Origin of the sequence: Nocardia sp. NPDC050378 (assembly GCF_040655675.1) — a bacterium.
GTDB classification, from domain to species: Bacteria; Actinomycetota; Actinomycetes; order Mycobacteriales; family Mycobacteriaceae; genus Nocardia; species Nocardia coubleae.
In genome coordinates this window covers 269,529-295,363 of record NZ_JBFAKI010000002.1, presented here as the reverse complement: position 1 = coordinate 295,363, position 25,835 = coordinate 269,529, and the positions used below count along the sequence as shown (strand labels likewise).

Annotated in this window: 24 protein-coding genes; 22 read left to right on the top strand and 2 right to left on the bottom strand. The window is 69.3% G+C overall.

Going from position 1 to position 25,835, the window contains the following annotated elements; genetic code table 11:
• The first annotated feature begins 7 nt into the window (after nucleotides 1–7).
• The 8 genes from AB0I35_RS05320 to pyrF all read left to right on the top strand — a co-directional run bounded on the left by AB0I35_RS05320 (nucleotide 8) and on the right by pyrF (nucleotide 9,847).
• Nucleotides 8–859, top strand: a complete 852-nt coding sequence (locus AB0I35_RS05320) for an SAM-dependent methyltransferase (RefSeq protein ID WP_357394508.1) — start codon at nucleotides 8–10, stop codon at nucleotides 857–859.
• Nucleotides 860–1,103: 244 nt separating this feature from the next.
• The gene (gene pyrR / locus AB0I35_RS05315) at nucleotides 1,104–1,733 is read left to right on the top strand and encodes a bifunctional pyr operon transcriptional regulator/uracil phosphoribosyltransferase PyrR (RefSeq protein ID WP_357146009.1); all 630 of its coding nucleotides are present in this window, start codon (nucleotides 1,104–1,106) and stop codon (nucleotides 1,731–1,733) included.
• The gene (locus tag AB0I35_RS05310; protein ID WP_357394507.1) at nucleotides 1,730–2,683 is read left to right on the top strand and encodes an aspartate carbamoyltransferase catalytic subunit; all 954 of its coding nucleotides are present in this window, start codon (nucleotides 1,730–1,732) and stop codon (nucleotides 2,681–2,683) included. Before pyrR ends, AB0I35_RS05310 begins: the two co-directional genes overlap by 4 nt.
• Nucleotides 2,680–3,978 carry a dihydroorotase gene (locus tag AB0I35_RS05305; protein WP_357394506.1) on the top strand — a complete coding sequence of 433 codons (1,299 nt, stop codon included), beginning with the start codon at nucleotides 2,680–2,682 and terminating at the stop codon, nucleotides 3,976–3,978. Before AB0I35_RS05310 ends, AB0I35_RS05305 begins: the two co-directional genes overlap by 4 nt.
• 12 nt (nucleotides 3,979–3,990) lie before the next feature.
• Entirely contained in the window at nucleotides 3,991–4,503 is a 513-nt protein-coding gene (locus AB0I35_RS05300) for a transporter (RefSeq protein ID WP_357394505.1), read from the top strand.
• Nucleotides 4,496–5,662, top strand: coding sequence for a glutamine-hydrolyzing carbamoyl-phosphate synthase small subunit (gene carA, locus AB0I35_RS05295; RefSeq protein ID WP_357394504.1), 1,167 nt, complete (start codon nucleotides 4,496–4,498; stop codon nucleotides 5,660–5,662). Before AB0I35_RS05300 ends, carA begins: the two co-directional genes overlap by 8 nt.
• Nucleotides 5,662–9,024, top strand: coding sequence for a carbamoyl-phosphate synthase large subunit (gene carB, locus AB0I35_RS05290; protein WP_357394503.1), 3,363 nt, complete (start codon nucleotides 5,662–5,664; stop codon nucleotides 9,022–9,024). The genes carA and carB overlap by 1 nt, the downstream gene beginning before the upstream one ends.
• 1 nt (nucleotide 9,025) lies before the next feature.
• Complete coding sequence (pyrF, locus tag AB0I35_RS05285) at nucleotides 9,026–9,847, top strand: orotidine-5'-phosphate decarboxylase (protein ID WP_357394997.1); 822 nt, start codon at nucleotides 9,026–9,028, stop codon at nucleotides 9,845–9,847.
• Between the two features lie 131 nt (nucleotides 9,848–9,978).
• Here the strand turns inward: pyrF and AB0I35_RS05280 are convergent, their stop codons facing one another.
• Entirely contained in the window at nucleotides 9,979–10,323 is a 345-nt protein-coding gene (locus AB0I35_RS05280; protein ID WP_357394502.1) for a DUF6463 family protein, read from the bottom strand.
• A 30-nt stretch (nucleotides 10,324–10,353) separates the two neighbouring features.
• Between AB0I35_RS05280 and AB0I35_RS05275 the strand changes: the two genes are divergently transcribed.
• The 7 genes from AB0I35_RS05275 (at nucleotide 10,354) to AB0I35_RS05245 (ending at nucleotide 17,513) form a co-directional block, all read left to right on the top strand.
• Entirely contained in the window at nucleotides 10,354–10,944 is a 591-nt protein-coding gene (locus AB0I35_RS05275; RefSeq protein WP_357394500.1) for a TetR/AcrR family transcriptional regulator, read from the top strand.
• A gap of 348 nt (nucleotides 10,945–11,292) precedes the next feature.
• Entirely contained in the window at nucleotides 11,293–11,613 is a 321-nt protein-coding gene (gene mihF / locus AB0I35_RS05270) for an integration host factor, actinobacterial type (protein WP_030203531.1), read from the top strand.
• 5 nt (nucleotides 11,614–11,618) lie between these two features.
• Entirely contained in the window at nucleotides 11,619–12,206 is a 588-nt protein-coding gene (gene gmk, locus AB0I35_RS05265; protein ID WP_174550285.1) for a guanylate kinase, read from the top strand.
• A 27-nt stretch (nucleotides 12,207–12,233) separates the two neighbouring features.
• Nucleotides 12,234–12,512, top strand: a complete 279-nt coding sequence (gene rpoZ, locus AB0I35_RS05260; RefSeq protein ID WP_067493623.1) for a DNA-directed RNA polymerase subunit omega — start codon at nucleotides 12,234–12,236, stop codon at nucleotides 12,510–12,512.
• A gap of 28 nt (nucleotides 12,513–12,540) precedes the next feature.
• A complete protein-coding gene (coaBC, locus tag AB0I35_RS05255; RefSeq protein WP_357394498.1) occupies nucleotides 12,541–13,758 on the top strand; it encodes a bifunctional phosphopantothenoylcysteine decarboxylase/phosphopantothenate--cysteine ligase CoaBC in 1,218 nt (405 codons plus the stop codon).
• A 167-nt stretch (nucleotides 13,759–13,925) separates the two neighbouring features.
• Nucleotides 13,926–15,137: a methionine adenosyltransferase gene (metK, locus tag AB0I35_RS05250; RefSeq protein WP_084476608.1), complete on the top strand. Its 1,212-nt coding sequence runs from the start codon at nucleotides 13,926–13,928 to the stop codon at nucleotides 15,135–15,137.
• A 15-nt stretch (nucleotides 15,138–15,152) separates the two neighbouring features.
• Nucleotides 15,153–17,513: a primosomal protein N' gene (locus tag AB0I35_RS05245; RefSeq protein WP_357394497.1), complete on the top strand. Its 2,361-nt coding sequence runs from the start codon at nucleotides 15,153–15,155 to the stop codon at nucleotides 17,511–17,513.
• A 188-nt stretch (nucleotides 17,514–17,701) separates the two neighbouring features.
• On the opposite strand, the gene AB0I35_RS05240 is transcribed toward AB0I35_RS05245, so the two are convergent.
• Nucleotides 17,702–18,547 carry an NAD(P)H-binding protein gene (locus tag AB0I35_RS05240; RefSeq protein ID WP_357394496.1) on the bottom strand — a complete coding sequence of 282 codons (846 nt, stop codon included), beginning with the start codon at nucleotides 18,545–18,547 and terminating at the stop codon, nucleotides 17,702–17,704.
• 74 nt (nucleotides 18,548–18,621) lie between these two features.
• Between AB0I35_RS05240 and AB0I35_RS05235 the strand changes: the two genes are divergently transcribed.
• From AB0I35_RS05235 to AB0I35_RS05205, 7 genes are all read left to right on the top strand, one after another.
• On the top strand, nucleotides 18,622–19,212 hold the full coding sequence (locus tag AB0I35_RS05235; protein WP_357394495.1) for a TetR/AcrR family transcriptional regulator: 591 nt from the start codon (nucleotides 18,622–18,624) through the stop codon (nucleotides 19,210–19,212).
• Nucleotides 19,213–19,339: 127 nt separating this feature from the next.
• Nucleotides 19,340–20,155 carry an acyl-CoA thioesterase domain-containing protein gene (locus tag AB0I35_RS05230; protein ID WP_357394494.1) on the top strand — a complete coding sequence of 272 codons (816 nt, stop codon included), beginning with the start codon at nucleotides 19,340–19,342 and terminating at the stop codon, nucleotides 20,153–20,155.
• Nucleotides 20,156–20,283: 128 nt separating this feature from the next.
• On the top strand, nucleotides 20,284–20,961 hold the full coding sequence (locus AB0I35_RS05225; RefSeq protein WP_357394493.1) for a PadR family transcriptional regulator: 678 nt from the start codon (nucleotides 20,284–20,286) through the stop codon (nucleotides 20,959–20,961).
• 146 nt (nucleotides 20,962–21,107) lie between these two features.
• Complete coding sequence (locus tag AB0I35_RS05220; RefSeq protein WP_357394995.1) at nucleotides 21,108–22,040, top strand: alpha/beta fold hydrolase; 933 nt, start codon at nucleotides 21,108–21,110, stop codon at nucleotides 22,038–22,040.
• 75 nt (nucleotides 22,041–22,115) lie between these two features.
• Nucleotides 22,116–22,655 carry a peptide deformylase gene (gene def, locus AB0I35_RS05215; RefSeq protein ID WP_067493859.1) on the top strand — a complete coding sequence of 180 codons (540 nt, stop codon included), beginning with the start codon at nucleotides 22,116–22,118 and terminating at the stop codon, nucleotides 22,653–22,655.
• Complete coding sequence (gene fmt / locus AB0I35_RS05210; RefSeq protein ID WP_357394491.1) at nucleotides 22,655–23,578, top strand: methionyl-tRNA formyltransferase; 924 nt, start codon at nucleotides 22,655–22,657, stop codon at nucleotides 23,576–23,578. Before def ends, fmt begins: the two co-directional genes overlap by 1 nt.
• Before the next feature lie 787 nt (nucleotides 23,579–24,365).
• Nucleotides 24,366–25,724 carry a transcription antitermination factor NusB gene (locus AB0I35_RS05205; protein ID WP_357394994.1) on the top strand — a complete coding sequence of 453 codons (1,359 nt, stop codon included), beginning with the start codon at nucleotides 24,366–24,368 and terminating at the stop codon, nucleotides 25,722–25,724.
• The last annotated feature ends 111 nt before the right edge of the window (nucleotides 25,725–25,835 follow it).

Below are 25,835 nucleotides of genomic sequence, written 5' to 3'. Positions count from 1 at the left end.
TAGTGCGATGAGTGAAGTGAACGCACCTGTTGTCGGTGTGGCATTGAGCGCCCTCGGCGTAGCGCTGATCCGGGAAATGGAGTCGCGCCGGCCGGACCGGCTCTACGACGACGCGCTGGCCTCGGCTTTCGTCGCGGCCGCACGTGGCGACTTCAGCGGCACCGCTGTGGGTGCGGCGCGCTGGTCGCGGGTCGAGGCGCTGGCCGAGCAGTTCTTCCCGGGCCGCTCGGTCGGCGTGCGTCTCGTCGACGATCAGGTCGCCGACGCGGTCGCCGCCGGGTGCCGTCAGCTCGTCCTGCTCGGCGCCGGTCTGGACACCCGGGCCTATCGCCTGGGGCTGCCCGCCGACGTCACCGTGTACGAACTCGACCTTCCCGCGCTGTTCTCCTTCAAGGAACCTGTGCTGCGCGCGACGGGCGCCATGCCGACGACCCGCCGTCGGATCCTCCCGATCGACCTCCGCGAAGAGTGGGCATCACGGTTGCGGGACACAGGCTTTCGGCCCGACCAGCCGACAGTGTGGATCGATGAGGGCGCGCTTCCCTATCTTCCCGCGGCCGATCATCGGCGAGCCGTCGCGACGCTCACGGACCTCTCGGCACCGGGCAGCAGATTCGGTCTCGGCCGATTCACCGTCGACGCCGACGCACCGCACTACGTCGAACTGCGCAGACTCGTTTCCGGTGACGAGAACGCCGCGCCTCCGCTGTCCGACGGTGAGCGGCCCGGCCGGCAGTGGCTCGTCGACCACGGATGGCGAACCGAGTTCCGCGCCTGGGACGACATGATCGTTCCGCTCGGACGAGAGGTCGCGGTGCACGACCCCCGCGTCGGCGTCGTTCACGCCGTGCGCGAGTAGCGCTCCCGCGTGACAGGGATAACGGACCGGTCTGCGCCCCGGTCACACACCGCGAAACGCGCTCGCTCGCAGGGCTTTCGGCGCCGCTGTGATCGTCGGCGCAGCAGTGCGGCGCGGTGGCCGGTCGTGGCCGTGCTCACAGGCGGCCCTACCTGGTCAAAGGGGGCGGCGGGCGCTGATAAGCTGACGGGCGAGTGAGACATCCTTTAACGGACCGTCCGGTGAGGCGGGGAAGGAGGTCGGCATGGCTGTGCCCGAACGGGCGGCCAAAACCGGCGCCGGCGAAACATCGCAGCGGCACACCCCGGAATGGGTGGCGGCTGGGCGGGAACTGTTGTCGCCGTCGGATGTGCAACGCACCGTAGCGCGCATCGCGCACCAGATCATCGAGAAGACCGCCCTGGATTCCGGCGACGCCGACGCACCTCGGGTGGTTCTCATGGGAATCCCGACGCGCGGCACCACCCTGGCCAACCGGCTGGCGGACAAGATCGAGGAGTTCTCCGGCGTCCGGCCGGCGCTCGGCTCGCTCGACATCACCCTCTACCGCGACGACCTGCGCAGCCGCCCGCACCGTCCGCTGGAACGCACCTCGGTGCCCGACGGCGGCATCGAGAACTCCCTCGTCGTCCTCGTCGACGACGTGCTGTTCTCCGGGCGCACCGTGCGCAGCGCCCTCGACGGCCTGCGTGACCTCGGCCGCCCCCGCGCCGTGCAGCTGGCGGTCCTCGTCGACCGAGGCCACCGCGAACTGCCGATCCGCGCCGACTACGTGGGCAAGAACGTGCCGACCTCGCGCGCCGAGGACATCTCGGTCCTGCTCACCGAACACGACGGGCACGACGGCGTCTACCTGCACCAGGAGGCGAAATGAAGCACCTGCTGACCGTCGCCGACCTGGATCGCGCCGCCGCCACCGAACTGCTCGACGAAGCAGAACGCTTCGAACAGGCCCTGCTCGGCCGCGAAGTGAAGAAGCTGCCGACCCTGCGCGGGCGCACCGTGATGACGGTGTTCTACGAGAACTCCACCCGCACCCGCGTCTCCTTCGAGGTCGCCGGCAAGTGGATGAGCGCCGACGTGATCAACGTGAGCGCGTCGAGTTCGTCGGTCTCCAAGGGTGAATCGCTGCGCGACACCGCACTCACCCTGCACGCGGCGGGCGCCGACGCGCTGATCGTGCGCCACCCCGCCTCGGGTGCGGCGCACCAGATCGCGCGCTGGATGGAGCAGTGGGCGCGCGAGGAGCACCGGCAGGCCCCCTCGATCATCAACGCGGGCGACGGCACCCACCAGCACCCCACCCAGGCGCTGCTCGACGCGCTGACCCTGCGTCAGCGCCTCGGCGACATCGAGGGCAAGCGGGTGGTGCTGGTCGGCGACATCCTGCACAGCCGGGTCGCCCGGTCCAATGTCGTGCTGCTGAACACCCTCGGCGCCGAGGTGGTGCTGGTCGCGCCGCGCACGCTGCTGCCGGTCGGGGTCGACGCCTGGCCCTGCCGGGTCGCGACCTCCCTCGATGCCGAACTGCCCGGCGCCGACGCGGTGATGATGCTGCGCGTGCAGGCGGAGCGGATGAACGGCGGGTTCTTCCCGTCGGCCCGCGAATACTCGATCAACTACGGATTGTCCGAGCGCAGGCTCGCGCTGCTCGACGACGACGCGGTGGTGCTGCACCCCGGTCCGATGCTGCGCGGCATGGAAATCGCCTCGGCCGTCGCGGACTCGCCGAAAGCCGCTGTACTGCAGCAGGTTTCCAACGGCGTGCACATGCGGATGGCCGTGCTGTTCCGGCTGCTCGTCGGTCAGGAGGAAACGGTATGACTGAGCTGCTCATCAAGAACGTCAAGCCCTATGGTGAGGGCGAACCGGTCGACGTGCTCGTGCGCGGCACCGTCATCGCCGAGATCGGTTCCGGTCTCACGGCCGCCGACGACGCCGAGATCATCGAGGGCAACGGCCAGGTCCTGCTGCCCGGCTTCGTCGACCTGCACACCCACCTGCGCGAACCCGGCCGCGAAGACACCGAGACCATCGAAACCGGTTCCGCCGCAGCCGCTCTCGGCGGGTACACCGCCGTGTTCGCCATGGCCAACACCAGCCCGGTCGCGGATTCGCACGTCATCACCGATCACGTGTGGCGGCGCGGCCAGGAGGTCGGCCTGGTCGACGTGTTCCCCGTCGGCGCGGTGACAGTGGGTCTGGAAGGCAAGCAGCTCGCCGAGATGGGCACGATGGCCGCCGGTGTCGGCCAGGTCCGGATGTTCTCCGACGACGGGCACTGTGTCTACGACCCCCTCATCATGCGGCGCGCGCTTGAGTACGCGAATTCGCTCGGAGTCCTGATCGCCCAGCACGCGGAGGAACCGCGCCTGACCAAGGGCGCCGTCGCGCACGAGGGTCCGAACGCCGCCCGGCTCGGTCTGGCCGGCTGGCCGCGGGCCGCCGAGGAGTCGATCGTCGCGCGTGACGCACTGCTCGCCCGCGACGCCGGTGCCCGCGTGCACATCTGCCACGCCTCCACTGCGGGCACCGTCGAGCTAGTGAAATGGGCCAAGTCCCAGGGTATTTCGATCACCGCCGAGGTCACCCCGCACCACCTGCTGCTCGACGACTCGCGCCTCGAGACCTACGACGCGGTCAACAAGGTGAACCCGCCGCTGCGCGAGGCCTCCGACGCCGCCGCGCTGCGCCAGGCCCTGGCCGACGGGATCATCGACTGTGTCGCCACCGACCACGCGCCGCACGCCGAGCAGGACAAGTGCTGTGAGTTCGCGGTGGCCCGCCCCGGCATGCTCGGCCTCGAGACGGCCCTGTCGATCATCGTGCAGACGATGGTGCGGCCGGGTCTGCTCGACTGGCGCGGTGTCGCGAAGGTGATGAGCGAGAAGCCCGCGGCGATCGTCGGACTCGACGACCACGGCCGCCCGATCGCCGTCGGCGAACCCGCCAACCTCACGCTCGTCGACCCCGACGCCGAGTGGACGGTGCGCGGCGCCGAACTGGCGAGCATCTCGAACAACACGCCGTTCGAGGACATGACGTTCCCGGCCGAGGTCACAGCCACCGTGCTGCGCGGCCGGGTAACTGCCCGCGAGGGCAAGGCGGTCGGGATCTAGGGAGGCCAGGACGTGGAGAGAACGCTGTGGGTAGTCGGGCTGCTGGCGGTATTCGTACTGTGCCTGTGGCTGATGTACCGGGCCTGGCAGAAGAAAGCCGCGAGCCAGCAGTCGCGGATCGGCGAGTTGCCGACCGTGCCCGCCGAACTGGGTGCGCAACTGCTGGAACCGACCACCGGCCTGTATTTGGGCAGCACCTTCGCGCCCAGCTGGCAGAACCGGATCGCGGTCGGTGACCTGGGGTTCCGTGCGACCGCCGAACTGACGCGGTTCGAACGCGGGATCCTGCTCGAACGCGACGGAGCCACGCCGATCTGGATTCCCCAGGAATCCGTGACGGCCGTGCGCACCGAGCGCGGACACGCGGGCAAAGTGATGACGGACAATGGTGTGCTGGTAATTCGCTGGACACTGCCGACCGGAACCGAGATCGATACCGGATTCCGGGGCGACGACAAGACGGTGTACCCGGCATGGACCGCGGATGCGACCAGGGTGACGACGGGAGACGAGACGAATGAGTGACACAGCAGCGCGCAGCGATTCCGTGAGGGGTGGTGGTCGGGCGACGGGTCGGGCTAAAGCAGCCCTTGTGTTGGAGGACGGCCGCGTGTTCCGCGGTACGGCCTTCGGCGCCGAGGGGCAGACCCTGGGTGAGGCGGTGTTCTGCACCGCGATGACCGGATACCAGGAGACCCTCACCGACCCCAGCTACGACCGCCAGATCGTGGTGGCCACCGCCCCGCAGATCGGCAACACCGGCTGGAACGACGAGGACGACGAGTCCGGCAAGATCTGGGTCGCCGGCTACGCCGTGCGCGACCCCTCGACGATCTCGTCGAACTGGCGCGCCACCGGCACCCTGCAGGACCAGCTCGACAAGCAGAACGTGGTCGGCATCGCCGGCATCGACACCCGCGCGGTGGTTCGGCACCTGCGCACCCGCGGGTCGATGAAGGCGGGCATCTTCTCCGGCGCGGCCCTCGCCGGTGACGAGGAACTGCTCGCCCGCGTGACCGGCCAGCCGTCCATGCTCGGCGCGGACCTGGCCGAAGAGGTCAGCACCGACGGCATGTACACCATCGAGCCGGTGGGCGATCACCGCTTCACCGTCGTCGCGGTCGACCTCGGCATCAAGACCAACACCCCGCGCATGTTCGCCGAACGCGGTGTGCGCACCCACGTGGTGCCGTCGAACACCTCCCTCGACGACATCCTCGCGCTGAACCCCAACGGTGTGTTCCTCTCGAACGGCCCCGGCGACCCGGCCACCCAGACCGGCGCGATCGCGCTCACCCAGGGTGTGCTCGAGCGCGGGATCCCGCTGTTCGGCATCTGCTTCGGCAACCAGATCCTGGGCCGGGCACTGGGCCGCGAGACCTACAAGATGAAGTTCGGCCACCGGGGCATCAACATCCCGGTCGTCGAAGCGGGCACCGGCCGCATCTCCATCACCGCGCAGAACCACGGCTTCGCCCTGGAGGGCGAGCAGGGCGAGCAGTTCGACACGCCCTTCGGCAAGGCCGAGGTCTCCCACATCTGCGCCAACGACGGCACCGTCGAGGGTGTGCGACTGATCGACGGTCGCGCCTTCTCGGTGCAGTACCACCCCGAGGCCGCCGCAGGCCCGCACGACGCCGCATATCTGTTCGACCGTTTCGCCGGTCTCATGGAAGGAGCCTGATGCCTCGCCGCGAGGATCTGAAGCACATCCTGGTGATCGGCTCTGGCCCGATCGTGATCGGCCAGGCGTGCGAATTCGACTACTCCGGTACCCAGGCGTGCCGGGTGCTGCGGTCCGAGGGACTGCGCGTATCGCTGGTGAACTCCAACCCGGCGACCATCATGACCGACCCCGAGTTCGCCGACTCCACCTACGTGGAGCCGATCACCCCGGAATTCGTCGAGAAGGTCATCGAGAAGGAACGCCCCGACGCGATCCTGGCCACCCTCGGCGGGCAGACCGCGCTCAACACCGCGGTCGCGCTGCACGAGAACGGGGTGCTCGCCAAGTACAACGTCGAGCTGATCGGCGCCGACTTCGACGCCATCCAGCGCGGTGAGGACCGGCAGAAGTTCAAGGACATCGTCGCCAAGGTCGGCGGTGAGAGCGCCCGCAGCGCCGTCTGTTACACGATGGACGAGGTGCGCGCCACCGTCGCCGAACTCGGCTACCCGGTGGTCGTTCGGCCCTCCTTCACCATGGGTGGCCTCGGCTCGGGCATGGCCTACAACGAGGAAGACCTCGACCGCATCGCCGGCGGCGGCCTGTCCGCCTCGCCCACCGCGAACGTCCTGATCGAGGAGTCCATCCTCGGCTGGAAGGAATTCGAGCTCGAGCTCATGCGCGACGGCCGCGACAACGTGGTCATCGTCTGCTCCATCGAGAACGTCGACCCGATGGGCGTGCACACCGGCGACTCGATGACCGTCGCCCCCGCGATGACGCTCACCGACCGCGAATACCAGAAGATGCGCGACCTCGGCATCGCCATCCTGCGTGAGGTCGGCGTCGACACCGGCGGCTGCAACATCCAGTTCGCGGTGGACCCGAAGGACGGTCGCCTGATCGTCATCGAGATGAACCCGCGCGTCTCGCGGTCCTCGGCGCTGGCCTCGAAGGCCACCGGCTTCCCGATCGCCAAGATCGCCGCCAAGCTGGCCATCGGCTACACCCTCGACGAGATCGTCAACGACATCACCGGCGAGACCCCGGCCTGCTTCGAGCCGACGCTGGACTACGTCGTCGTGAAGGCGCCGCGGTTCGCGTTCGAGAAGTTCCCCGGCGCCGACGCCACGCTGACCACCACCATGAAGTCGGTGGGCGAGGCGATGTCGATGGGCCGCAACTTCTCCGAGGCCCTCGGCAAGGTGCTGCGCTCGCTCGAGACCAAGGCGGCCAGCTTCTGGACCGCCGAGGACGGGCAGTGGGCGCCCAAGGATCCCAGCGATCCGGCGTCGGTGCGCGAGGCGATCGACGCCATCCTCGCCGACCTGCGCGTGCCGACCGAAGGCCGCATCTACCAGGTGGAACGGGCGCTGCGCTACGGCGCCTCGATCGAGGAAGTGGCGAAGGCTTCCGGTGTGGACCCGTGGTTCGTCGCCGAGGTCGCCGGGCTGGTCGAGCTGCGCCAGGAGGTGCTCGACGCGCCCGTCCTGGACGAAGACCTGCTGCGTCAGGCCAAGCACTACGGTCTGTCGGACCGTCAGCTCGCCGCCCTGCGGCCCGAGCTGGCCGGTGAGGCGGGCGTGCGCTCGCTGCGTCACCGCCTGGGTGTGCGCCCGGTGTACAAGACCGTCGACACCTGCGCCGCCGAATTCGAGGCGAAGACGCCGTATCACTACAGCTCCTACGAGCTGGATCCCGGCGCGGAGTCCGAGGTCGCGCCGCAGCGTGAGCGCGAGAAGGTCATCATCCTCGGTTCCGGGCCGAACCGTATCGGTCAGGGCATCGAGTTCGACTACTCGTGTGTCCATGCGGCGCAGACACTCTCGGCCGCCGGGTACGAGACCGTGATGGTCAACTGCAACCCCGAGACCGTCTCCACCGACTACGACACCGCCGACCGCCTCTACTTCGAGCCGCTGACCTTCGAAGACGTGCTCGAGGTGTACCACGCGGAGTCGGAGTCGGGCACCGTCACCGGTGTCATCGTGCAGCTCGGTGGCCAGACCCCCCTCGGTCTGGCGCAGCGGCTCACCGACGCCGGTGTCCCCGTGGTCGGCACCTCCGCCGCCGCGATCGACCTGGCCGAGGACCGCGGCGAATTCGGTGACGTGCTCGTGGCCGCCGGCCTGCCCGCCCCCAAGTACGGCACCGCCATCACGGTCGAGCAGGCCAAGAAGATCGCCGCCGAGATCGGCTACCCGGTGCTGGTCCGCCCGTCCTACGTGCTGGGCGGGCGCGGCATGGAGATCGTCTACGACGAGAAGTCGCTCGAGGGCTACATCTCCCGCGCCACCGAACTCAACCCGGACCACCCGGTGCTCGTCGACCGGTTCCTGGAAGACGCCATCGAGATCGACGTCGACGCCCTGTGCGACGGCGAGGAGGTCTACCTCGGCGGCGTGATGGAACACATCGAGGAAGCCGGCATCCACTCCGGTGACTCCGCCTGCGCGCTGCCCCCGATCACCCTGGGCCGCAGCGACATCGAGGCCGTGCGCCGCTCCACCATCGCGCTGGCCAAGGGCATCGGCGTGAAGGGCCTGCTCAACGTGCAGTACGCCCTCAAGGACGACGTGCTCTACGTCCTCGAGGCCAACCCGCGCGCCAGCCGGACTGTCCCGTTCGTCTCCAAGGCCACCGCGGTGCCGCTGGCCAAGGCGTGCGCCCGGGTGATGCTCGGCGCCACCATCGCCGAGCTGCGCAAGGAAGGCATGCTGCCGCCCGAGGGCGACGGCGGTCACGTGCCGCTCGACGCGCCGGTCGCGGTGAAGGAAGCCGTGCTGCCCTTCCACCGGTTCCGCCGCGCCGACGGCTCCGGCGTGGACTCGCTGCTCTCCCCGGAGATGAAGTCCACCGGCGAGGTCATGGGCATCGACGCCGACTTCGGCACCGCCTTCGCCAAGAGCCAGGCCGCCGCCTACGGCTCGCTGCCCACCGAGGGCACGGTGTTCGTGTCGGTCGCCAACCGCGACAAGCGCGCCATGGTGTTCCCGATCAAGCGCCTGCACGACTTCGGCTTCCGTATCCTCGCCACGGCGGGCACCGCGGAAACCCTGCGCCGCAACGGCATTCCGTGCGAACAGGTGCGCAAGCACTCCGACCCGGCGACCACCGATCCGGCCACCGGAATGCCGGAGGCCTCCATCGTCGAGCAGATCCGCGACGGCGAGATCGACATCGTGTTCAACACCCCCTACGGCAACTCGGGCCCCCGCGTGGACGGCTACGAGATCCGCACCGCCGCGGTGGGCGCGAACATTCCGTGCATCACCACCGTGCAGGGCGCGGCGGCCGCGGTGCAGGGCATCGAGGCGGGCATCAACGGTGGTCTCGGGGTGCGTTCGCTGCAGGAACTGCACTCGAAACTGCGTGGCTGACATGACATTCGGTCACCGGTTGCAGCACGCCATGCGGCAGTTCGGTCCGGTGTGCGTCGGCATCGACCCCCACCCCGCCCTGCTGCGGGCGTGGGGGCTCGGCGAAGACGTCGACGGGCTGGAGGCGTTCGCCGAGATCTGTGTCGAGGCCTTCGACGGTCGCGTCGCCCTGGTGAAGCCGCAGGTCGCCTTCTTCGAGACCTACGGTTCCGGTGGCATCGCGGTCCTGGAACGCACCATCTCGGTGCTGCGCGCCTCGGGCACCCTGGTGCTGGCCGACGCCAAGCGCGGCGACATCGGCTCCACCATGGACGCCTACGCGCACGCCTGGCTCGGTGACGGGCCGCTCGGTTCCGACGCCGTGACGGTCTCGCCGTATCTCGGTTTCGGGTCGCTCGATCCGGCGCTGAACCTGGCCGAGGCCAATGGTCGTGGTGTGTTCGTCCTGGCGGCGACCTCCAATCCCGAGGGGGCGCAGCTGCAGCGGATCACGGCGGCCGACGGGCGAACGATCGCGCAGACGATGGTCGACGAGGCCGCCGCACGCAACACCGGCGACGGATTCGGCTCCGTCGGTGTGGTCGTCGGCGCGACGCTCACCGAGGCGCCCGACCTGTCGAAGCTCAACGGGCCCATCCTCATGCCGGGAGTGGGCGCCCAGGGTGGGGGAGCGGACTCGATCCGCGCGCTCGTCCCCGAGGCAAACCTGTCGGCGGTGGTCCCGAATGTGTCGCGTGAGGTGCTCAACGCGGGCCCGTCGGTGACGGCCTTGTGCGACAAGACGGCTCAGCTGCAGGAGGAGTTCGCCTTCCTGCAGGCCTGATATCTGCTGTGACGGAGCCGGAGTGGCGTGCGAGCCGCTCCGGCTCCGTTGTCGTACCCCCGTAAGGGTGCCGAAATGGCCTCTGGCGCAATTGTTTTCGAATTCCGGATGGGAGGGGTGGATCGACGCGTTCAGGCGGCGACGAGGGCGTTCCTGGCACGCCACCAACCGAATGCGCCGACTCCGACCGGAACGAGCAAGGTGACGAACCCCGACAGCGGTTGGTAGATCAGCCCGCACGCCGTCACCAGCGCCAGCGTGCCGAGCACCGGCGCGGGCACGAACCCGCGCGCCCGTTCCAGGTCGATCATGGCCAAGCCGAGACCGACGCCGACCACGCCGAACAGGGTGAACCAGAACGACAGCTCCGTGTCCTGATCGCTCGCCGCCAGCAGTGCGATGCCCATGACCGTGTGCACGCTCGCGATGAAGACCAACGACGCTCCGGCGAGCGGAAAACGAGTTTTTGAATTCATATTCATAAACTGTGCCACTAGGCTGACGCGGTGGCAAGACCCCGCCTCTTCACCGACGATCAGGTGCTCGACGCCGCCCGTGACCTGCTCGCCGACCCGGCCGTCGCCCGGCCGTCGATCGCCGCGATCGGCAAGGCCGCGGGCGTGCACTCCGGCTCCATCTACGTGCGCTTCGCCTCACGTGACGAACTCCTCGCCCAGCTGTGGCTGCGCTCGATCCGGCGCTTCCACGAGGGTTTCGTCGCCGCGCTGCGCGGGCCGGAGCCGCTGCTGTCGGCCGCCGTCTTCCTGCCCCGCTATTGCCGTGAGCACCCCACCGAGGCCAGGGCGATGAAGATGTTCCATCAGGAACAGTTGCTCGATGTGGGGCCCGAGGAGCTGCGCACCGCGATCGCCGGCGTCAACGACGAGATGCAGGCCGCGCTGCTGGCCGCCGTAGCGACCGAATTCGGGGCCGTCGACGACGAATCCCGCGCGGTCGCCGAGGCGGCGGTGAAGGCGATTCCGTACGGATTGGTCCGCGACTACATCGCCCGCGCCGCCCCGATTCCGGGCTGGATCGATGACGTGACCGCGACCGCCGCGGGGGCGGTACTCGACCGATTTCGTACCCGAAACTGACGACACGCGGTACGAAAACGCGCGACACGCGGATAAATTCGGGAAAGTCGCTGGTCGCGCCGCACCGGGTTTGCCGGACCGGCCGACCGCGCTCACGCTACCGGGTGGCTAACATCGCCCAAAACGGTATAACCGCAGGTCCAGATGTGTTTCCGGAATTCGGCGGTACGATCGGATGGCGGGAATCCGACCTCGCCGCATCATGCCCGCGCGCGCCATACGGCATCCGTAATCCGCCCCTGACCTGGGGGTCGGGTTCGCAATCGGCGGGCACCGTGGGTACGGTCGCACAGACCGTCCGGGTAACCGGCGGTAGATCTAGCAATGAACGATGAGACGGAGGAACCCGTGGCCCTTCCCCAGCTGACTGACGAGCAGCGCGCCGCTGCTCTGGAGAAGGCGGCTGCCGCTCGCCGCGCTCGGGCAGAGCTCAAGGAGCGCCTGAAGCGAGGCGGCACCAACCTGAAGCAGGTCCTCACCGACGCCGAATCCGACGAGATCCTCGGCAAGATGAAGGTGTCGGCGCTGCTCGAGGCTCTGCCGAAGGTGGGCAAGGTCAAGGCCGCCGAGATCATGACCGAGCTGGAGATCGCCCCCACCCGGCGTCTCCGTGGCCTGGGCGACCGTCAGCGCAAGGCGCTGCTGGCTCGCTTCGACTTCGACTCCTGATCCAGGTGGTCGAACAACACACGCGGAAGGGCCGACTGGTTGTACTGGTCGGCCCCTCGGCCGTCGGCAAGTCCACGGTCGTGCGGTGCGTGCGGGAACGTCTGCCCGAGCTGGTCTTCAGCGTCTCGGCCACCACCAGGGCCCCCCGGCCCGGCGAGGTCGACGGACGCGACTACCGCTTCGTTTCCCGAGCCGATTTCGACGCCATGATCGAGGCGGACGAATTGCTCGAATGGGCGGACATCCATGGGGGGTTGCAGCGATCGGGCACCCCCGCGGCGCCGGTGCGTGAGGCACTGGACGCCGGACGATCGGTACTGCTCGAAGTCGACCTGGCCGGTGCGCGGTCGGTCCGGCAGGCGATGCCGGAAGCGCTGCTGGTGTTTCTCGCCCCGCCGAGCTGGGAAGAACTGGTCTCGCGGCTGCGTTCACGCGGTACCGAGACCCCCGAGGTGATCGAGCGCAGGCTCGAGACCGCCCGGGTCGAATTGGCCGCACGTGACGAGTTCGACACGGTCATTGTGAACGCCGAGGTGACGACCGCCTGCGAGCAGTTGGTATCCTTGTTCGTTAGCACAAATTCGAGTTCTTGACCCACTAAACCGCAGGAGCCTCCCCTAGTGAGCACGGACATCACCGCTGCACCCGCGTACGACACTCCCATCGGCCTGACCAACCCGCCGATCGATGAGCTGCTCGAGCGCACCTCGTCCAAGTACGCCCTCGTGATCTACGCGGCCAAGCGCGCCCGGCAGATCAACGACTACTACAACCAGCTCGGTGACGGCATCCTCGAGTACGTCGGCCCGCTCGTCGAGCCGGGTCTGCAGGAGAAGCCGCTGTCGGTCGCCATGCGCGAAATCCACTCCGACCTGCTCGAACACACCGAGGGCGAGTGACAATCCCCAGCCGGGAGGCGTAAAGACCATGCGGATCGTCGTCGGGGTCGGCGGGGGCATCGCCGCTTACAAGGCGTGTGCCCTCGTTCGCCGTTTCACCGAGACCGGGCACCAGGTGCGGGTCATTCCCACCGAGGCTGCGCTGCAGTTCGTCGGCAAGGCGACCTTCGAGGCGCTGTCCGGTCAGCCGGTGCACACGGACGTGTTCACCGACGTGCCCGAGGTGCCGCATGTGCGGATCGGCCAGGAGGCCGATCTCGTCGTCATCGCCCCCGCCACGGCGGATCTGATGGCCCGCGCCGCCCAGGGGCGCGCCGACGATCTGCTCACCGCCACCTTGCTGACGGCCCGATGTCCGGTGTTGTTCGCGCCCGCGATGCACACCGAGATGTGGGAGCATCCGGCGACGGTGGCCAATGTCGCGACGCTGCGCGCGCACGGCGCCAACGTCATGGAACCCGCGTCGGGCCGGCTCACCGGCACCGACACGGGTCCGGGACGGCTGCCGGAACCGGAGGAGATCTTCGGTCTGGCCTCGCTGCTGCTCGAGCGCGCCGACGCACTGCCCCGCGACCTGACCGGTCGCCGCGTGGTGATCACCGCAGGTGGGACGAGGGAACCCCTCGACCCGGTGCGTTTCCTCGGCAACCGCAGCTCCGGAAAGCAGGGTTACGCCCTGGCCAGGGTCGCCGCCCAGCGTGGCGCCCAGGTGACGCTGATCGCGGGCAACACCATCGAGCTCGCCCCGCCCGCCGCGGTCGAGCTGGTCCACATCACCACCGCCGAACAGCTCAAGACGGCCGTCGACAAGCACGCCGTCGGTGCCGATGCGGTCGTCATGGCCGCCGCGGTCGCCGATTTCCGTCCGACCCACGTGGCGGCAGCGAAGATCAAGAAGGGCGCCGACGAACCCGACGTGATCCCGTTGACCAAGAACGCCGACATCCTCGCCGGTCTGGTCGACGCCCGCACCGAGGGCAGGCTCGACGGCACCGCGATCGTCGGTTTCGCCGCCGAGACCGGGGACGACAACGGTGACGTGCTCACCCACGCCCGCGCGAAACTGGCCCGCAAGGGCTGCGACCTGCTCGTGGTCAACGCGGTGGGTGAGGGCAAGGCGTTCGAGGTCGACACCAACGACGGGTGGCTGCTCGGGGCCGACGGTACCGAGGTGGCGCTCGATCACGGTTCCAAGGCGCTGCTGGCCAGCCGGGTGCTCGACGCGCTCGTCCCGCTGCTGCGCTGACCGGGTAAAACCGCCGTTTCGTGCGCGAAAACCGTTGCGCCGCAACGATCTCGCGCAGTGTACCGCGCACGGGTGTGTTCGTGGTGTGGCTTGTCCTAACCCGCCACCTTGTCGGTGGTTTGGAATAGTCTGAAGAGAAGTAACCCGTTGAGGGAGAGGGAATAACTGTGCGTACGACAGGTAGTCGGCTATTCACCAGTGAGTCTGTGACCGAGGGCCATCCGGACAAGATCTGTGACGCGATCAGCGATTCCATCCTCGACGCATTGCTCGCCGAGGATCCGGGCAGCCGCGTCGCGGTGGAAACCCTGGTCACCACCGGCCAGGTCCATGTCGCGGGCGAGGTGACCACGTCGGCTTACGCCGATATCCCGCGGATCGTGCGCGAGAAGGTCCTCGAGATCGGATACGACTCCTCCGCAAAGGGTTTCGACGGCAACTCCTGCGGTGTCAACATCGCGATCGGTGCGCAGTCACCCGATATCGCCCAGGGTGTCGACACCTCGCACGAGGCGCGCGTCGGCGGGTCCGACGACGAGATCGAACGCCAGGGCGCGGGCGACCAGGGCCTGATGTTCGGCTACGCCACCACCGACACCCCCGAGCTGATGCCGCTGCCGATCGCGCTCGCGCACCGGCTCTCGCGCAAGCTCACCGAGGTCCGCAAGTCCGGCGTGCTGCCCTACCTGCGTCCCGACGGCAAGACCCAGGTCACCATCGAATACGACGGTGACCGCCCGGTCCGCCTCGACACGGTCGTCATCTCCACCCAGCACGCCGCCGACATCGACCTGGACAACCTGCTCGCCCCCGATATCCGCGAGAAGGTCGTCGAGGCGGTCATCGCCGATCTGGAGATTCCGTCGCTGGACACCTCCGACATCCGCCTGCTGGTCAACCCGACCGGCAAGTTCGTGCTCGGTGGCCCGATGGGTGACGCCGGTCTGACCGGTCGCAAGATCATCGTCGACACCTACGGCGGCATGGCCCGCCACGGTGGTGGCGCGTTCTCCGGCAAGGACCCGTCGAAGGTCGACCGTTCGGCCGCCTACGCCATGCGCTGGGTCGCCAAGAACGTGGTGGCCGCCGGTCTGGCCGACCGCGTCGAGGTGCAGGTCGCCTACGCCATCGGCAAGGCGGCGCCGGTCGGTCTGTTCGTCGAGACCTTCGGCACCGAGAAGGTCGACCCGACCCGCATCTCGACCGCCATCTCCGAGGTGTTCGACCTGCGTCCGGGCGCGATCATCCGCGATCTCGACCTGCTGCGCCCGATCTACGCGCCCACCGCGGCCTACGGTCACTTCGGCCGCACCGACGTCGACCTGCCCTGGGAGCACACGGACCGCGCCGACAAGCTGCGCGCGGCCGTCGGCCTGTAGTACCCACTCACCCGCGTGACCGCGGACGAACCATCGACAGCAGCGGGACACCCGATCGCCCGGGTGCTCCCGCTGCTGTCGCCTGCGCACCTGGACCGCGACTTCGACTACCTCGTCCCGCCCGAACTGGACGAGATCGCCCAGCCCGGTGTGCGGGTGCGCGTCCGCTTCGCCGGCCGCCTCGTCGACGGCTATCTCCTGCAACGCCTTTCGTCCACCGAGCACACCGGCAAAATGGTGAAGCTCGAGCGCGTCGTCTCCCCGGAACGCGTCCTCACCCCCGAAATCCTCCGCCTGGCAACAACTGTCGCCGCCCGCTACGCAGGCACCCGCGCCGACGTCCTCCGCCTGGCCATCCCCCCGCGCCACGCCCGTACCGAGGCCAGTGGATCGGCCACCACGCCGAAGAAGCCGGCCGCCCGAGCTACGGCCAAGGACGCCGCCAACGCGACTGCGCGGCCCCTCCGGGCCACCCCAGGGTCGTCCAGCAACGCTGCCGGAGCGGAGGGGTCTGATGGCGCCACCGCGACACAGGCTGAAACCGCAGCTGAATCGATTACTGCCGCAACCGAATTCGCTTCGACATCCGCCGCCCCGGATGGACCGAGCGCCACCGACGCTGTGGACGTCCCCGCCGCCGACCGCACAACCGACGCGTTCGGAACTGTCGGTGTGGTCGGTTCGGTTATCGGCGGCACTGCGGGCGTGAGTGGAGGCGTGTCCGGCTCGGATTCTGTTAGGGGTGGATCCGGGTCAGCGACAATGGAATCTGTTCTCGATGTGGATGTTTCGGCGTGGGGGCGGTATCTGCACGGTGAGGCGTTCGTGCGTGCGTTGCGGGAGGGGAGGGGTCCGAGAGCGGCGTGGCAGGCGATGCCGGGGGAGGACTGGGCGGCTCGGTTGGCCGAGTTGGCGGCGACCGTTGTGGCTGCGGGGCGCGGTGTGGTGCTGATGGTGCCGGATCAGCGGGATCTGGACAGGTTGCTCGCGGAATGTGTTCGGCTGGTGGGGGATTCGGCGGTCGGGTTGTCGGCGGGGTTGGGGCCCGCGGCGCGGTATCGGCGGTGGTTGTCGGTGTTGCGGGGGCAGGCGCGGATCGTGGTGGGGACGCGGGCGGCGGTGTTCGCGCCCGTGCGTGCTCTCGGGTTGATCGCCATCTGGGACGACGGCGACGACACCTACGCCGAACCGCGTGCGCCCTATCCGCACGCCAGGGAAGTCGCGATGCTGCGCGCGCACGAGACGGGTGCCGCCTTCGTGGCCGCCGGGTTCGCGCGCAGCGCCGAGATCCAGGCGGTGGTCGAATCCGGTTGGGCGCATGATCTTCTCGCCGACCGCGCCACTCTCCGCGCGGTGATGCCGCGCATCAGCGCACCGGGCGACAGCGACTTCGCGTTGGAACGTGACGCGCTGGCCCGCGCTGTGCGCATCCCCGGAGTAGCGTTCACCGCCGCACGAGCCGCCATCAAGGAGAACGCGGCGGTGCTGGTGCAGGTGCCGCGGCGCGGGTACGTGCCGTCGCTGGCCTGCGCCAAGTGCCGCACCCCCGCCCGCTGCCGACACTGCAACGGGCCCTTGGCATTACCGCATTCGAGCAATGGCGAGGCGGCCAGCCCGCACTGCAAGTGGTGCGGCATCACAGAGGCGGCGTTCCGCTGCCAGGCGTGTGGGGCGCGGGCGCTGCGGGCGATGGTGATCGGCGCGACCCGCACCGCCGAGGAACTGGGCCGGGCCTTTCCCGGCGTACCGATCAGGTCATCGGGCGGCGGGGAGATGCTCGATACCGTGGAACCCGGCGCCCAGGTCGTCGTCGCCACGGTCGGCGCCGAACCCGTGGTGCGCGGCGGCTACGGCGTGGCGCTGCTCCTCGACGGTTGGGCCCTGCTCGGCCGCGCCGACCTGCGTGCCGCCGAGGACACCCTGCGCCGCTGGATGGGCGCCGCCGCCATGGTCCGCCCCCGTGGCCAGGTGATCGTGATGGCCGAACCGTCCCTGCCCACCGTGCAGGCCCTGGTCCGCTGGGACCCGGTCAACCACGCCGCCGCCGAACTCGAAGCTCGCGCCGAGGTGGGCTTCCCCCCGGCCGTCCGTATGGCCGCTGTCGACGGCACCACCGACTCGATCGCCGAACTGCTCGAGGCCGCCCAGCTACCCGACCAGGTGGAGATCCTCGGCCCGGTCCCACTCCCACCCACGGCCCGCAAACCGTTCTCCGGCGCCGACGAACCCGCCGAAGTGGAACGCATGCTCCTCCGCGTGCCCCGCTCCACGGCGGCCCCCTTGTCCCGCGCCCTCGCCGCCGCCCAGGGCGTCCGCAGTTCCCACCGCTCCGACGCCCCCCTCCGCGTCCAGATCGACCCGGTCGACATCGGCTGACCTCGCCCGGACAGATTCGGGCATCCATCCGCGTCGGCCTGATGGACGTCGACTGATGCGGGCGGGCCGATTCCGGGTGCCCTCCACCTCGGACCCGAGGACATCAACTGATCAGGCCGACCCGCCGTCACCCTGTGGGGAACGCCCGACAATGGTCGGCCCCGCGCTCGGCATGAGCCGCGGCGGGTTCAGCGGAACATCGCGCTGTGGCGCCGCGCCCACTGGGCGTACGACGTGGCCGGGCGCCCGAGTACCCGCTCGATGTCATTGCTGACCTGCTGTTCCTCGGGAGTCGGTGTGCCGAGGATGGTCAGGGTGTGGTCGACGACCGGTTCCGGCATGAAGTGCAGCATGTTCTGCTTCGCCTGGGCGGGTGTGAGCTCGACGAAGGTGATCGGCTCTTCGATCGACGCGGCGAGGGCGGCCGCCTGTTCCCGTGGACTCACCGCGGCGGGGCCGGTGAGCGTGTAGGCGTTTCCGGCGTGGCCGTCCTCGCGCAGCGCCGCGGCCGCGACGGCGGCGATATCGGCGGGGTCGACCGAGGGCAGGCCGACATCGCCGAAGGGCGCCGCGACCGTGCGGGCAGTGCGGACGGATTCGAGCCAAGCGAAGGTGTTGGAGTTGAACGCGCCCGGTCGCAGCGCGGTCCATTCGAGGTCGGAGGCCGCGAGGGCCTGCTCGAAGGCGATTGTTCGCGCGTACCCGGCGGACTCGGGCCGGGTGACCGCGCCCTGGGAGGACACGAAAACCACGCGGCGCACACCGGCCGCCGACGCCGTTTTCAGCACCTGTTCCGGCTCGGGTCCGCCCATCAACTGCTCGCCCGTGATGAGCAGGAACAGCGCGTCCGCGTCGGCGAGGGCCGGGGAGAGACTGTCGAGGTCGCCCAGATCGGCGACGACGTGCTCGACGCCCGCGGGCAGGTCGACGGGCGTGGTTCCGCGCGAGACCGCACGAACCGGCTCTCCCGCCTGGTGCAATACCTCGACCAGCTGACGTCCGATATTGCCGGTCGCACCGGTGACAACGATCATGCTCACTCCTGAGTTAGTTGGCTGACTAAACAGACCGTAGCAGCTGGTTCGCCATCCTGTCTATAGTTAGTCGCATGACTGACTCACAAACGCGGGTTGCGCCGAGAGCGGGGAAGCGGGAACGTCTCGTCGAGGCGGCCGCGCGGGTGTTCTACGAGCAGGGCATCGAGAAGACGACCATCGCCGATATCGCCACCGCGGCCGACGTCCCGGTCGGCAACGTCTACTACTACTTCAAGACCAAGGATCAGTTCGTCCACGCTGTCATCGAGACCCATGCGAGCACGCTGGCAGAGGTGGTCGCGAAGCTCGCGCCGCTGCCCGGACCTGCCGAGCGGTTGAAGGCGATGGTCGACTCGTGGGTGGACCAGCGTGACCTCGCCGCCCGTTTCGGCTGCCCGACCGGCTCGCTCGCCGCCGAACTCGACAAGCGACCCGACGGCTTCGGGGGCGAACCGGCGCGGCTGATGAGCCTCCTGATCGACTGGGCGCGCGATCAATTCACCGAACTCGGCAGGCCCGACGCGGCGGAACTCGCGGTAGCCTTCGTCGCGGCCTATCAAGGAATTTCCTTGATCACCAACACGTTTCGTGATCCCGACCTCATGGTTACCGAAGGTGACCGGCTGAAACGGTGGATCGATGAGGTCGCCGACCGGGGCTGATCAGGCCGGGGCACGGACCGGACGCTGCTGTCCGGTTCGTGGCCACCGAGGTCGGGGGAGGCGACGGTGCTGTGGTAAGACCGGATGACCCTGCCCGATGACGTGCGGCGGGCCTGCGGAGAGGACCGTGGTGGAGTTCTTCAGGATGTCCGACGGTGAGTTCGTGCCGACGGAAGTGGCGATCAGTCGCTGGTCGCCCAATCAACTGCACGGTGTCGCGGTGTGCGGCCTGCTCGCGGTGGAGGCCGAGAAGCACAGTCCTGGAGAGGGTTTCGTGCCGGCCAGGTTCACTGTCGACCTGTTCCAGCAGGTAACGACCGACCCGATCTCGCTGCGCAGCGAAGTGGTGCGCGACGGCAACCGCATCAAGGTCGCCGATGTCCGGCTCGTGCAGCAGGGGCAGACGCGCTCCCGCGCCACCGTCACCTTCCTCGCGGCCACCGACGACCCGCCCGGCACCGTCTGGCAGCCCGACCTGGAACTACCCGTCCCCGAGCAGCGCATCGACGAACCGGGCGGCGCCGCACCGCTGTTCAAATCCGGTGCGGGCGACTGGCTCACCGATTTCCGCACCGTCTGCGACGCGGAACGCAAGGTCACCTGGAACAACCTGCCGACCCTCGTCGCGGGGCAGCCCTTCTCGCCCTTCCAGCGCGCCGCCGCCAGCGGTGACCTCACCAACCTCGTCTGCCACTGGGGTTCGCACGGTGTCGGCTACATCAACGCCGACATGACCCTCAGCCTCTCGCGCCTACCCGAGGGGGTTGAGCTCGGTCTGCAAGCCCTCGATCACACCTCACGGGCCGGTGTCGCGGTGAGCAGTGCCGTCCTCTACGACCGCCGGGGCAAACTCGGCACCGCCACGATCACCGCCATCAGCAACGACCGCCGACGCTCGCCCTCGACTACGGAGAGCGAGCCGGTCGCGGTGGCCGTCGAGTAGTTCACTCGCGGGAGGGTGATCCGATGCTGCCGTGAGGCGGCGCACAGCAAGAACACCCTTGCGCTAGATGCATTGCCGATATATCGACGATAACGTCAACCAACAACGAACATGCCGAGGAGGCTGTTATGCACGACGATCGACAAAGAGAATTCGGACACTTCGAGCGAGGACGCGGTCAGGGGCACCCGGAATTCGGGCCCGACCGCAGGCACTTCCGGCGCGGTGGCCGCCACGGTCACGGCCCGGAATTCGGACCCGGCTTCGGCCCGGGATTCGGTCCCGGTTTCGGCCCGGGCTTCGGCCGGGGACGCGGTCGCGGCGGCCGGGGCAGGCGCGGTGACGTCCGCGCCGCGGTTCTGTTGCTGCTCGCCGAACGACCCATGCACGGCTACGAACTGATCCAGCAGATCCGCGAGCGCAGCGACGACATCTGGCGTCCGAGCCCGGGTTCGATCTACCCGGCATTGGCCCAGCTCGAGGACGAGGGACTGGTCCTCATCGAGAAGGTGGCCGGGCGCAAAACCGCGCAACTCACCGAGGCGGGCAAGACCTATGTCGAGACCGAGCGCGACGAGCTCGGCGACCCTTGGGCCGAGGTCCGGCAGGACGTCGGCGCCCAGGCGCTCGATCTTCGTGGCCTCGTCGGCCAGGTGATGGGTGCGGTCGGTCAGGTCGCCCAGGTCGGTACCCCGGAACAAGCCGCGCGAGCGGCCGAGGTGCTCACCGAGACCCGTCGGGCGCTGTACCGGATCCTCGCCGAGGACGACATCGCCGCGACCGGTGACGCAACCCCCGATAAATGAGGGCGGCGTGAACCCCCTTTTCGAGGTGCGTTTGCCCAGGCAATGGAGTAAATCATTGGGGTATGGAACAACCGCGAGGTCTGTGGGGTTGGGGATCGTCACAATGGGGAAGGGCGGTGTCGCGGACGGCGCTCGCCTGCGCGGCGGTGATCGGGGTGGCACTCGCCCCGATCGCCACCGCGGAACCGCCGGGCTACCGCCCGGCGATCATCCCGAGCGAACCCGGTCCGGCACAGTCCGACCACCTGGCCGCTGCCCGCTACATCAGCGACCATCCCGACGCGGTTCCCTTGGGCGTCAACAACTTCGGCTGTAAGCCGAGTGCCGAGCACCCGCGCCCGGTCGTGCTCGTCCACGGTACCGATTCGAGTGCCTACTCCGACTGGTCGGGTATCGGCCCGCAACTCGTCGCGGCCGGCTTCTGCGTGTTCGCGCTGAACTACGGTGGCGCGCCCGGCGCCGACACCTACGGCACCGAGGACATGCGCGTCAGCTTCGCCCAGCTCGCCGCCTTCGTCGAGCAGGTGCGCGCGGCGACCGGGGCGGCCGAGGTCGACCTCGTCGGTTTCTCGCAGGGGGCCAATGTCAGCCGGTACTACGTCAACAAGCTCGGCGGCGCCGAGGTGGTGAACACCTGGGTGGGGCTCGCCTCCCCGAGCTACGGCGGCGTCATGTACGGCCTCGTACCGGTCGGTCAGGCGGTGCCGGGCATGATGGACGTGTACGCGAAGGTGACCTCCACCGCCGCCGTCCAGCAGGCCCAGGGTGAGCCGATCATGGTCGAACTGAACGCAGGCGGCGACACCGTGCCCGGTGTCCGTTACGTCACTGTCGGCAGTCGAGTCGACGAGATGATCCAGCCGTTCGAGAACATCGCCCTGCGCGGACCGGGCGCGGAGAACCTCGTCCTCCAGGATCTGTGCCCCGACGACCTGACCGGGCATTTCAACCTCGTCTACGACCCCTTCGTGCAGCAACTGCTGCTGCGGGTGCTCGACCCGACCCGGCCCGCGCCGGTCTGCACTCCGGTGCCGTTGGGGACGGGCATCCCGCAGGTCATCATCGCCGGCAACTCCTGACGGCCGCGCCGGTCGGAACCACCCCGGCGGGTCTCTAGAATGGGACGACCGCACATCGTCCAGCCGGGAGCCGCCGTGACCATTCAGCCCGTTCGCCTGTTCGGCGATCCCATCCTGCGCTCGCGTGCCGACGAGGTCACCGAGTTCGGTGCCGAGCTCGCGCAGCTCGTCACCGATCTCACCGAGACCATGCACGACGACGGCGGCGTCGGGATGGCGGCGCCGCAGATCGGCGTGGGGCTGCGGGTGTTCGTCTACGACACCGGCGACGCCGCCGGGCACGTGGTGAACCCGGAGTGGACCGCGATCGGCGAGGACGAGCAGGTCGGGCCCGAGGGCTGCCTGTCGATCCCCGGCGTGCGCTACGACGTGCGCCGGGCGCTGCGGGTGCGCGTCACCGGCGTCGACAAGACCGGTGCGCCGGTCGAATTCGACGCCGACGGGCTGCTCGCGCGGTGCGTGCAGCACGAGCACGACCACCTCGACGGAGTGCTGTTCGTGAACCGGCTCGAGCCGGCCGACCGCAAGGAAGCGATGCGGACCATCCGCGAATCCGACTGGTTCCGTGCGGGTGTCACCGTGCGTGAGTCCAGCGGTGTCGGCGGTGGCCGCTGATGCGTCTCGTCTTCGCGGGCACCCCCGAACCGGCTGTTCCCTCGCTGCGACGGCTGCTCGACAGCGAGCGCCACGAGGTGGTCGCGGTGGTCACCCGGCCCGACGCGGTCGCCGGTCGCGGGCGCAAGATCATGCGTTCACCGGTCGGTCGGCTGGCCGACGAACACGGCATCCCGGTGCTCACCCCGCGTAAACCGTCGGAACCGGAGTTCGTCGAGGCGCTCACCGCGCTCGCCCCGGACTGCTGTCCGGTGGTGGCCTACGGTGCCCTGCTGCCCCAGCAGATCCTCGACATCCCCACCCACGGCTGGATCAACCTGCACTTCTCGCTGCTGCCCGCGTGGCGCGGCGCGGCGCCCGTGCAGGCCGCCATCCTCGCCGGGGACGAGATCACCGGTGCCAGCACCTTCCAGATCGAGGCTGGGCTCGACACCGGGCCCGTCTACGGCGTGATGACCGAGAAGATCGGCCACACCGACACCTCGGGTGAACTGCTCGCGCGCCTCGCCGAGGCAGGCGCGGTGCTGCTCGAGAAGACCATGGACGGTGTCGAAGACGGGACGCTGCAAGCGATTCCGCAATCCAACGACGGCGTGTCCTACGCCCCGAAGGTGACCGTCGAAGCGAGCCGCATCCGGTTCGACGAGCCCGCCCTGGCGATCCACCGCCACATCCGCGCCGTCACCCCGGCGCCCGGCGCGTGGACCGAGGTGAACGGGCTGCGCCTCAAACTCGGCCCGGTGGAGCTGGTGGAGGAAACCTTGCCCGAAAGCGAGATCGAGGTGCGCAAATCCGGCGTCTTCGTCGGCACGTCGACCACCGCGGTCCGCCTCGGCCAGGTCCAACCGCCCGGCAAGAAGATGATGAACGCCCTGGACTGGGCGCGCGGCGCCCGTCTCGCACCGGGCACGGTGATCGGATGAGCGAGCGTAGCGAGCGAACGATGAACACAGCTGCCCAGGCGATCATGCCGGAGCCGAGCGTCAGCGAGGTGCAGGCATGAGTGCCTCCGACCGCAGGCGTCGGCGCGAAGCCGACCAGCGCAGCGGCGCCGCACCCCGCGACGACCGCAAGATCACCGGCAAGAATGTCGACGGCGGCTGGGCCGCACGCGCCGCCAAGGGCCGAGACAACAAGGCCCCCCGCGCCGAGGACGACCGTCGCCCACGTCGTGGCGACAGCGACGCCCGAGGGTGGGACTACGGCCGCCGTGGCCCTGCCCGCGCCGACGACACCCGGCGCGCTCAGGGCCGCGACTCCGGCGCTGCCCGCGACGACCGAGGTTATGACGCTGCCGGGCAGTCCTCGCGTAGCGACCGCGCACCGCACGGTCGCGGCCGGGACTCCGGCGACCGATCCGGCGTTGCGCGCGACGACCGTGGCTACGATGTCGCCGGGCCGTCCGGGACCTCACGGGGCGACCGTGTGCGGCGTGACGCGGGGCCACGCGGTGACCGGCCGCGCGGCAGCGGCGTCGGCGAGCAGACCGGCGCGGGTCGTTCCGGCGGTGGGCGCGAAGGAGATTCGCGTGGAGCTCGCCGTGGGCAGGCAGCCGATCGAGGCGCCGACGGCGGCCGTTCCGGTGAAGCGCGGGCAACACAGGGTGGGAAGCGAAGCGACCGGACCGGTGGCGCACGACAGGGGCAGGGCGGCGGAAAGCCGGCCGGGCAGCGCAGTGAACGGCAGCGCGCCGATCGGCCGGATCCGAGTGTGCCGAGTCCGCGCAAGCGGCGGGGTGAGCCGGTGGACGTGGCGCGGGAGGTGGCCCTCGACGTGTTGCGGGCGGTGCGCGAACGTGACGCCTACGCCAACCTCGTGCTGCCGAAGTTGTTGCGGGAGCGAAAGATCAGCGGGCGTGATGCCGCGTTCGCGACCGAGCTCACCTATGGTGCGTGCCGGTCGCAGGGGCAGCTCGATGCCGTGATCGCGGCGTGCGCGGGTCGTCCGGTCGGCGAGATCGACGGGCCGATCCTCGACATCCTCCGCCTCGGCGTCTACCAGCTGCTGCGCACACGGACCAGCCCGCATGCCGCCGTGGACACCTCCGTCGATCTGGCCCGTGCCGAATTCGGCCAGGGCCGTGCCGGTTTCGTGAACGCGGTGCTGCGGCGGGCGGGGGAGAAGACCGCCGAGCAGTGGATCGCGGAACTGGCACCGGCCGATCCGGTCGGCAAGCTCGCCTTCGAATACGCGCACCCCACCTGGATCGCCCAGTCCTTCGCCGACGCGCTCGGTGCGCAGGCGGGTGAACTGTCCGACCTGCTGGCCGCCGACGACGAACGTCCGGTGGTGCATCTGGTCGCGCGTCCCGGGGAGATCACGTCCGAGGAATTGGCGCTTGTCACCGGCGGTGAGGAAGGTCGCTGGTCGCCGTACGCGGTGTACCTCGACGGCGGTGATCCCGGTCAGCTCGAACCGGTACGCGAGGGAATCGCCGCGGTGCAGGACGAAGGTTCTCAGCTCGTCGCGCTGGCGCTGAGCCGGGCACCGCTCGAGGGCCCCGACCAGGGTCGCTGGCTCGATCTGTGCGCCGGACCCGGCGGGAAGGCGGCGCTGCTCGGCGCGCTCGCCGCGATCGACCTGTTCGCCGTCGATGCGGTGGAGCCGTCGGAGCACCGCGCCGAACTGGTCCGCAAGTCCACCCGCGACCTGCCCGTCACGGTGCACGTGAAGGACGGCCGCGACACCGGTCTGGAACCCGGCTACGATCGCATCCTGGTCGACGCCCCCTGCACGGGCCTGGGCGCCCTGCGCCGCCGCCCCGAGGCACGCTGGCGCCGCACTCCCGCCGACGTCCCGGAACTGGTCACTCTGCAGCGTGAACTCCTCACCGCCGCCTGGGATCTCCTGCGCCCCGGTGGTGTGGTCGTGTACTCCACCTGCTCCCCACACCTGTCCGAAACCGTCGCGGTGGTCGCCGATTTCGTCCGCCGCACCGGCGCCGAACAACTCGACACCCGCGACCTCCTCCCCGGCGTCACCGGCCTCGGCGAAGGCCCCTCGGCCCAACTCTGGCCCCACCGCCACGGCACCGACGCGATGTTCCTGTCGGCCCTGCGCAAGAAGTAGAGGGCCGACGCCGGCTATGTGAGGGCCGCCGCACCGTCATATCGTCGACCGGATGCCGCGGTGGGCCTGCGAAGCAAGTGGTAGCAGGCACGGCCAGCATGGCGGTGCGGT

Bases quoted from the DNA above. Each gene is read 5' to 3' on its own strand.
- AB0I35_RS05320 (WP_357394508.1), top strand. From the start codon at position 8: ATGAGTGAAGTGAACGCACCTGTTGTCGGTGTGGCATTGAGCGCCCTC.
- pyrR (WP_357146009.1), top strand. From the start codon at position 1,104: ATGGCTGTGCCCGAACGGGCGGCCAAAACCGGCGCCGGCGAAACATCG.
- AB0I35_RS05310 (WP_357394507.1), top strand. From the start codon at position 1,730: ATGAAGCACCTGCTGACCGTCGCCGACCTGGATCGCGCCGCCGCCACC.
- AB0I35_RS05305 (WP_357394506.1), top strand. From the start codon at position 2,680: ATGACTGAGCTGCTCATCAAGAACGTCAAGCCCTATGGTGAGGGCGAA.
- carA (WP_357394504.1), top strand. From the start codon at position 4,496: ATGAGTGACACAGCAGCGCGCAGCGATTCCGTGAGGGGTGGTGGTCGG.
- carB (WP_357394503.1), top strand. From the start codon at position 5,662: ATGCCTCGCCGCGAGGATCTGAAGCACATCCTGGTGATCGGCTCTGGC.
- pyrF (WP_357394997.1), top strand. From the start codon at position 9,026: ATGACATTCGGTCACCGGTTGCAGCACGCCATGCGGCAGTTCGGTCCG.
- AB0I35_RS05280 (WP_357394502.1), bottom strand. From the start codon at position 10,323: ATGAATTCAAAAACTCGTTTTCCGCTCGCCGGAGCGTCGTTGGTCTTC.
- coaBC (WP_357394498.1), top strand. From the start codon at position 12,541: ATGCGGATCGTCGTCGGGGTCGGCGGGGGCATCGCCGCTTACAAGGCG.
- AB0I35_RS05240 (WP_357394496.1), bottom strand. From the start codon at position 18,547: ATGATCGTTGTCACCGGTGCGACCGGCAATATCGGACGTCAGCTGGTC.
- AB0I35_RS05235 (WP_357394495.1), top strand. From the start codon at position 18,622: ATGACTGACTCACAAACGCGGGTTGCGCCGAGAGCGGGGAAGCGGGAA.
- AB0I35_RS05225 (WP_357394493.1), top strand. From the start codon at position 20,284: ATGCACGACGATCGACAAAGAGAATTCGGACACTTCGAGCGAGGACGC.
- fmt (WP_357394491.1), top strand. From the start codon at position 22,655: ATGCGTCTCGTCTTCGCGGGCACCCCCGAACCGGCTGTTCCCTCGCTG.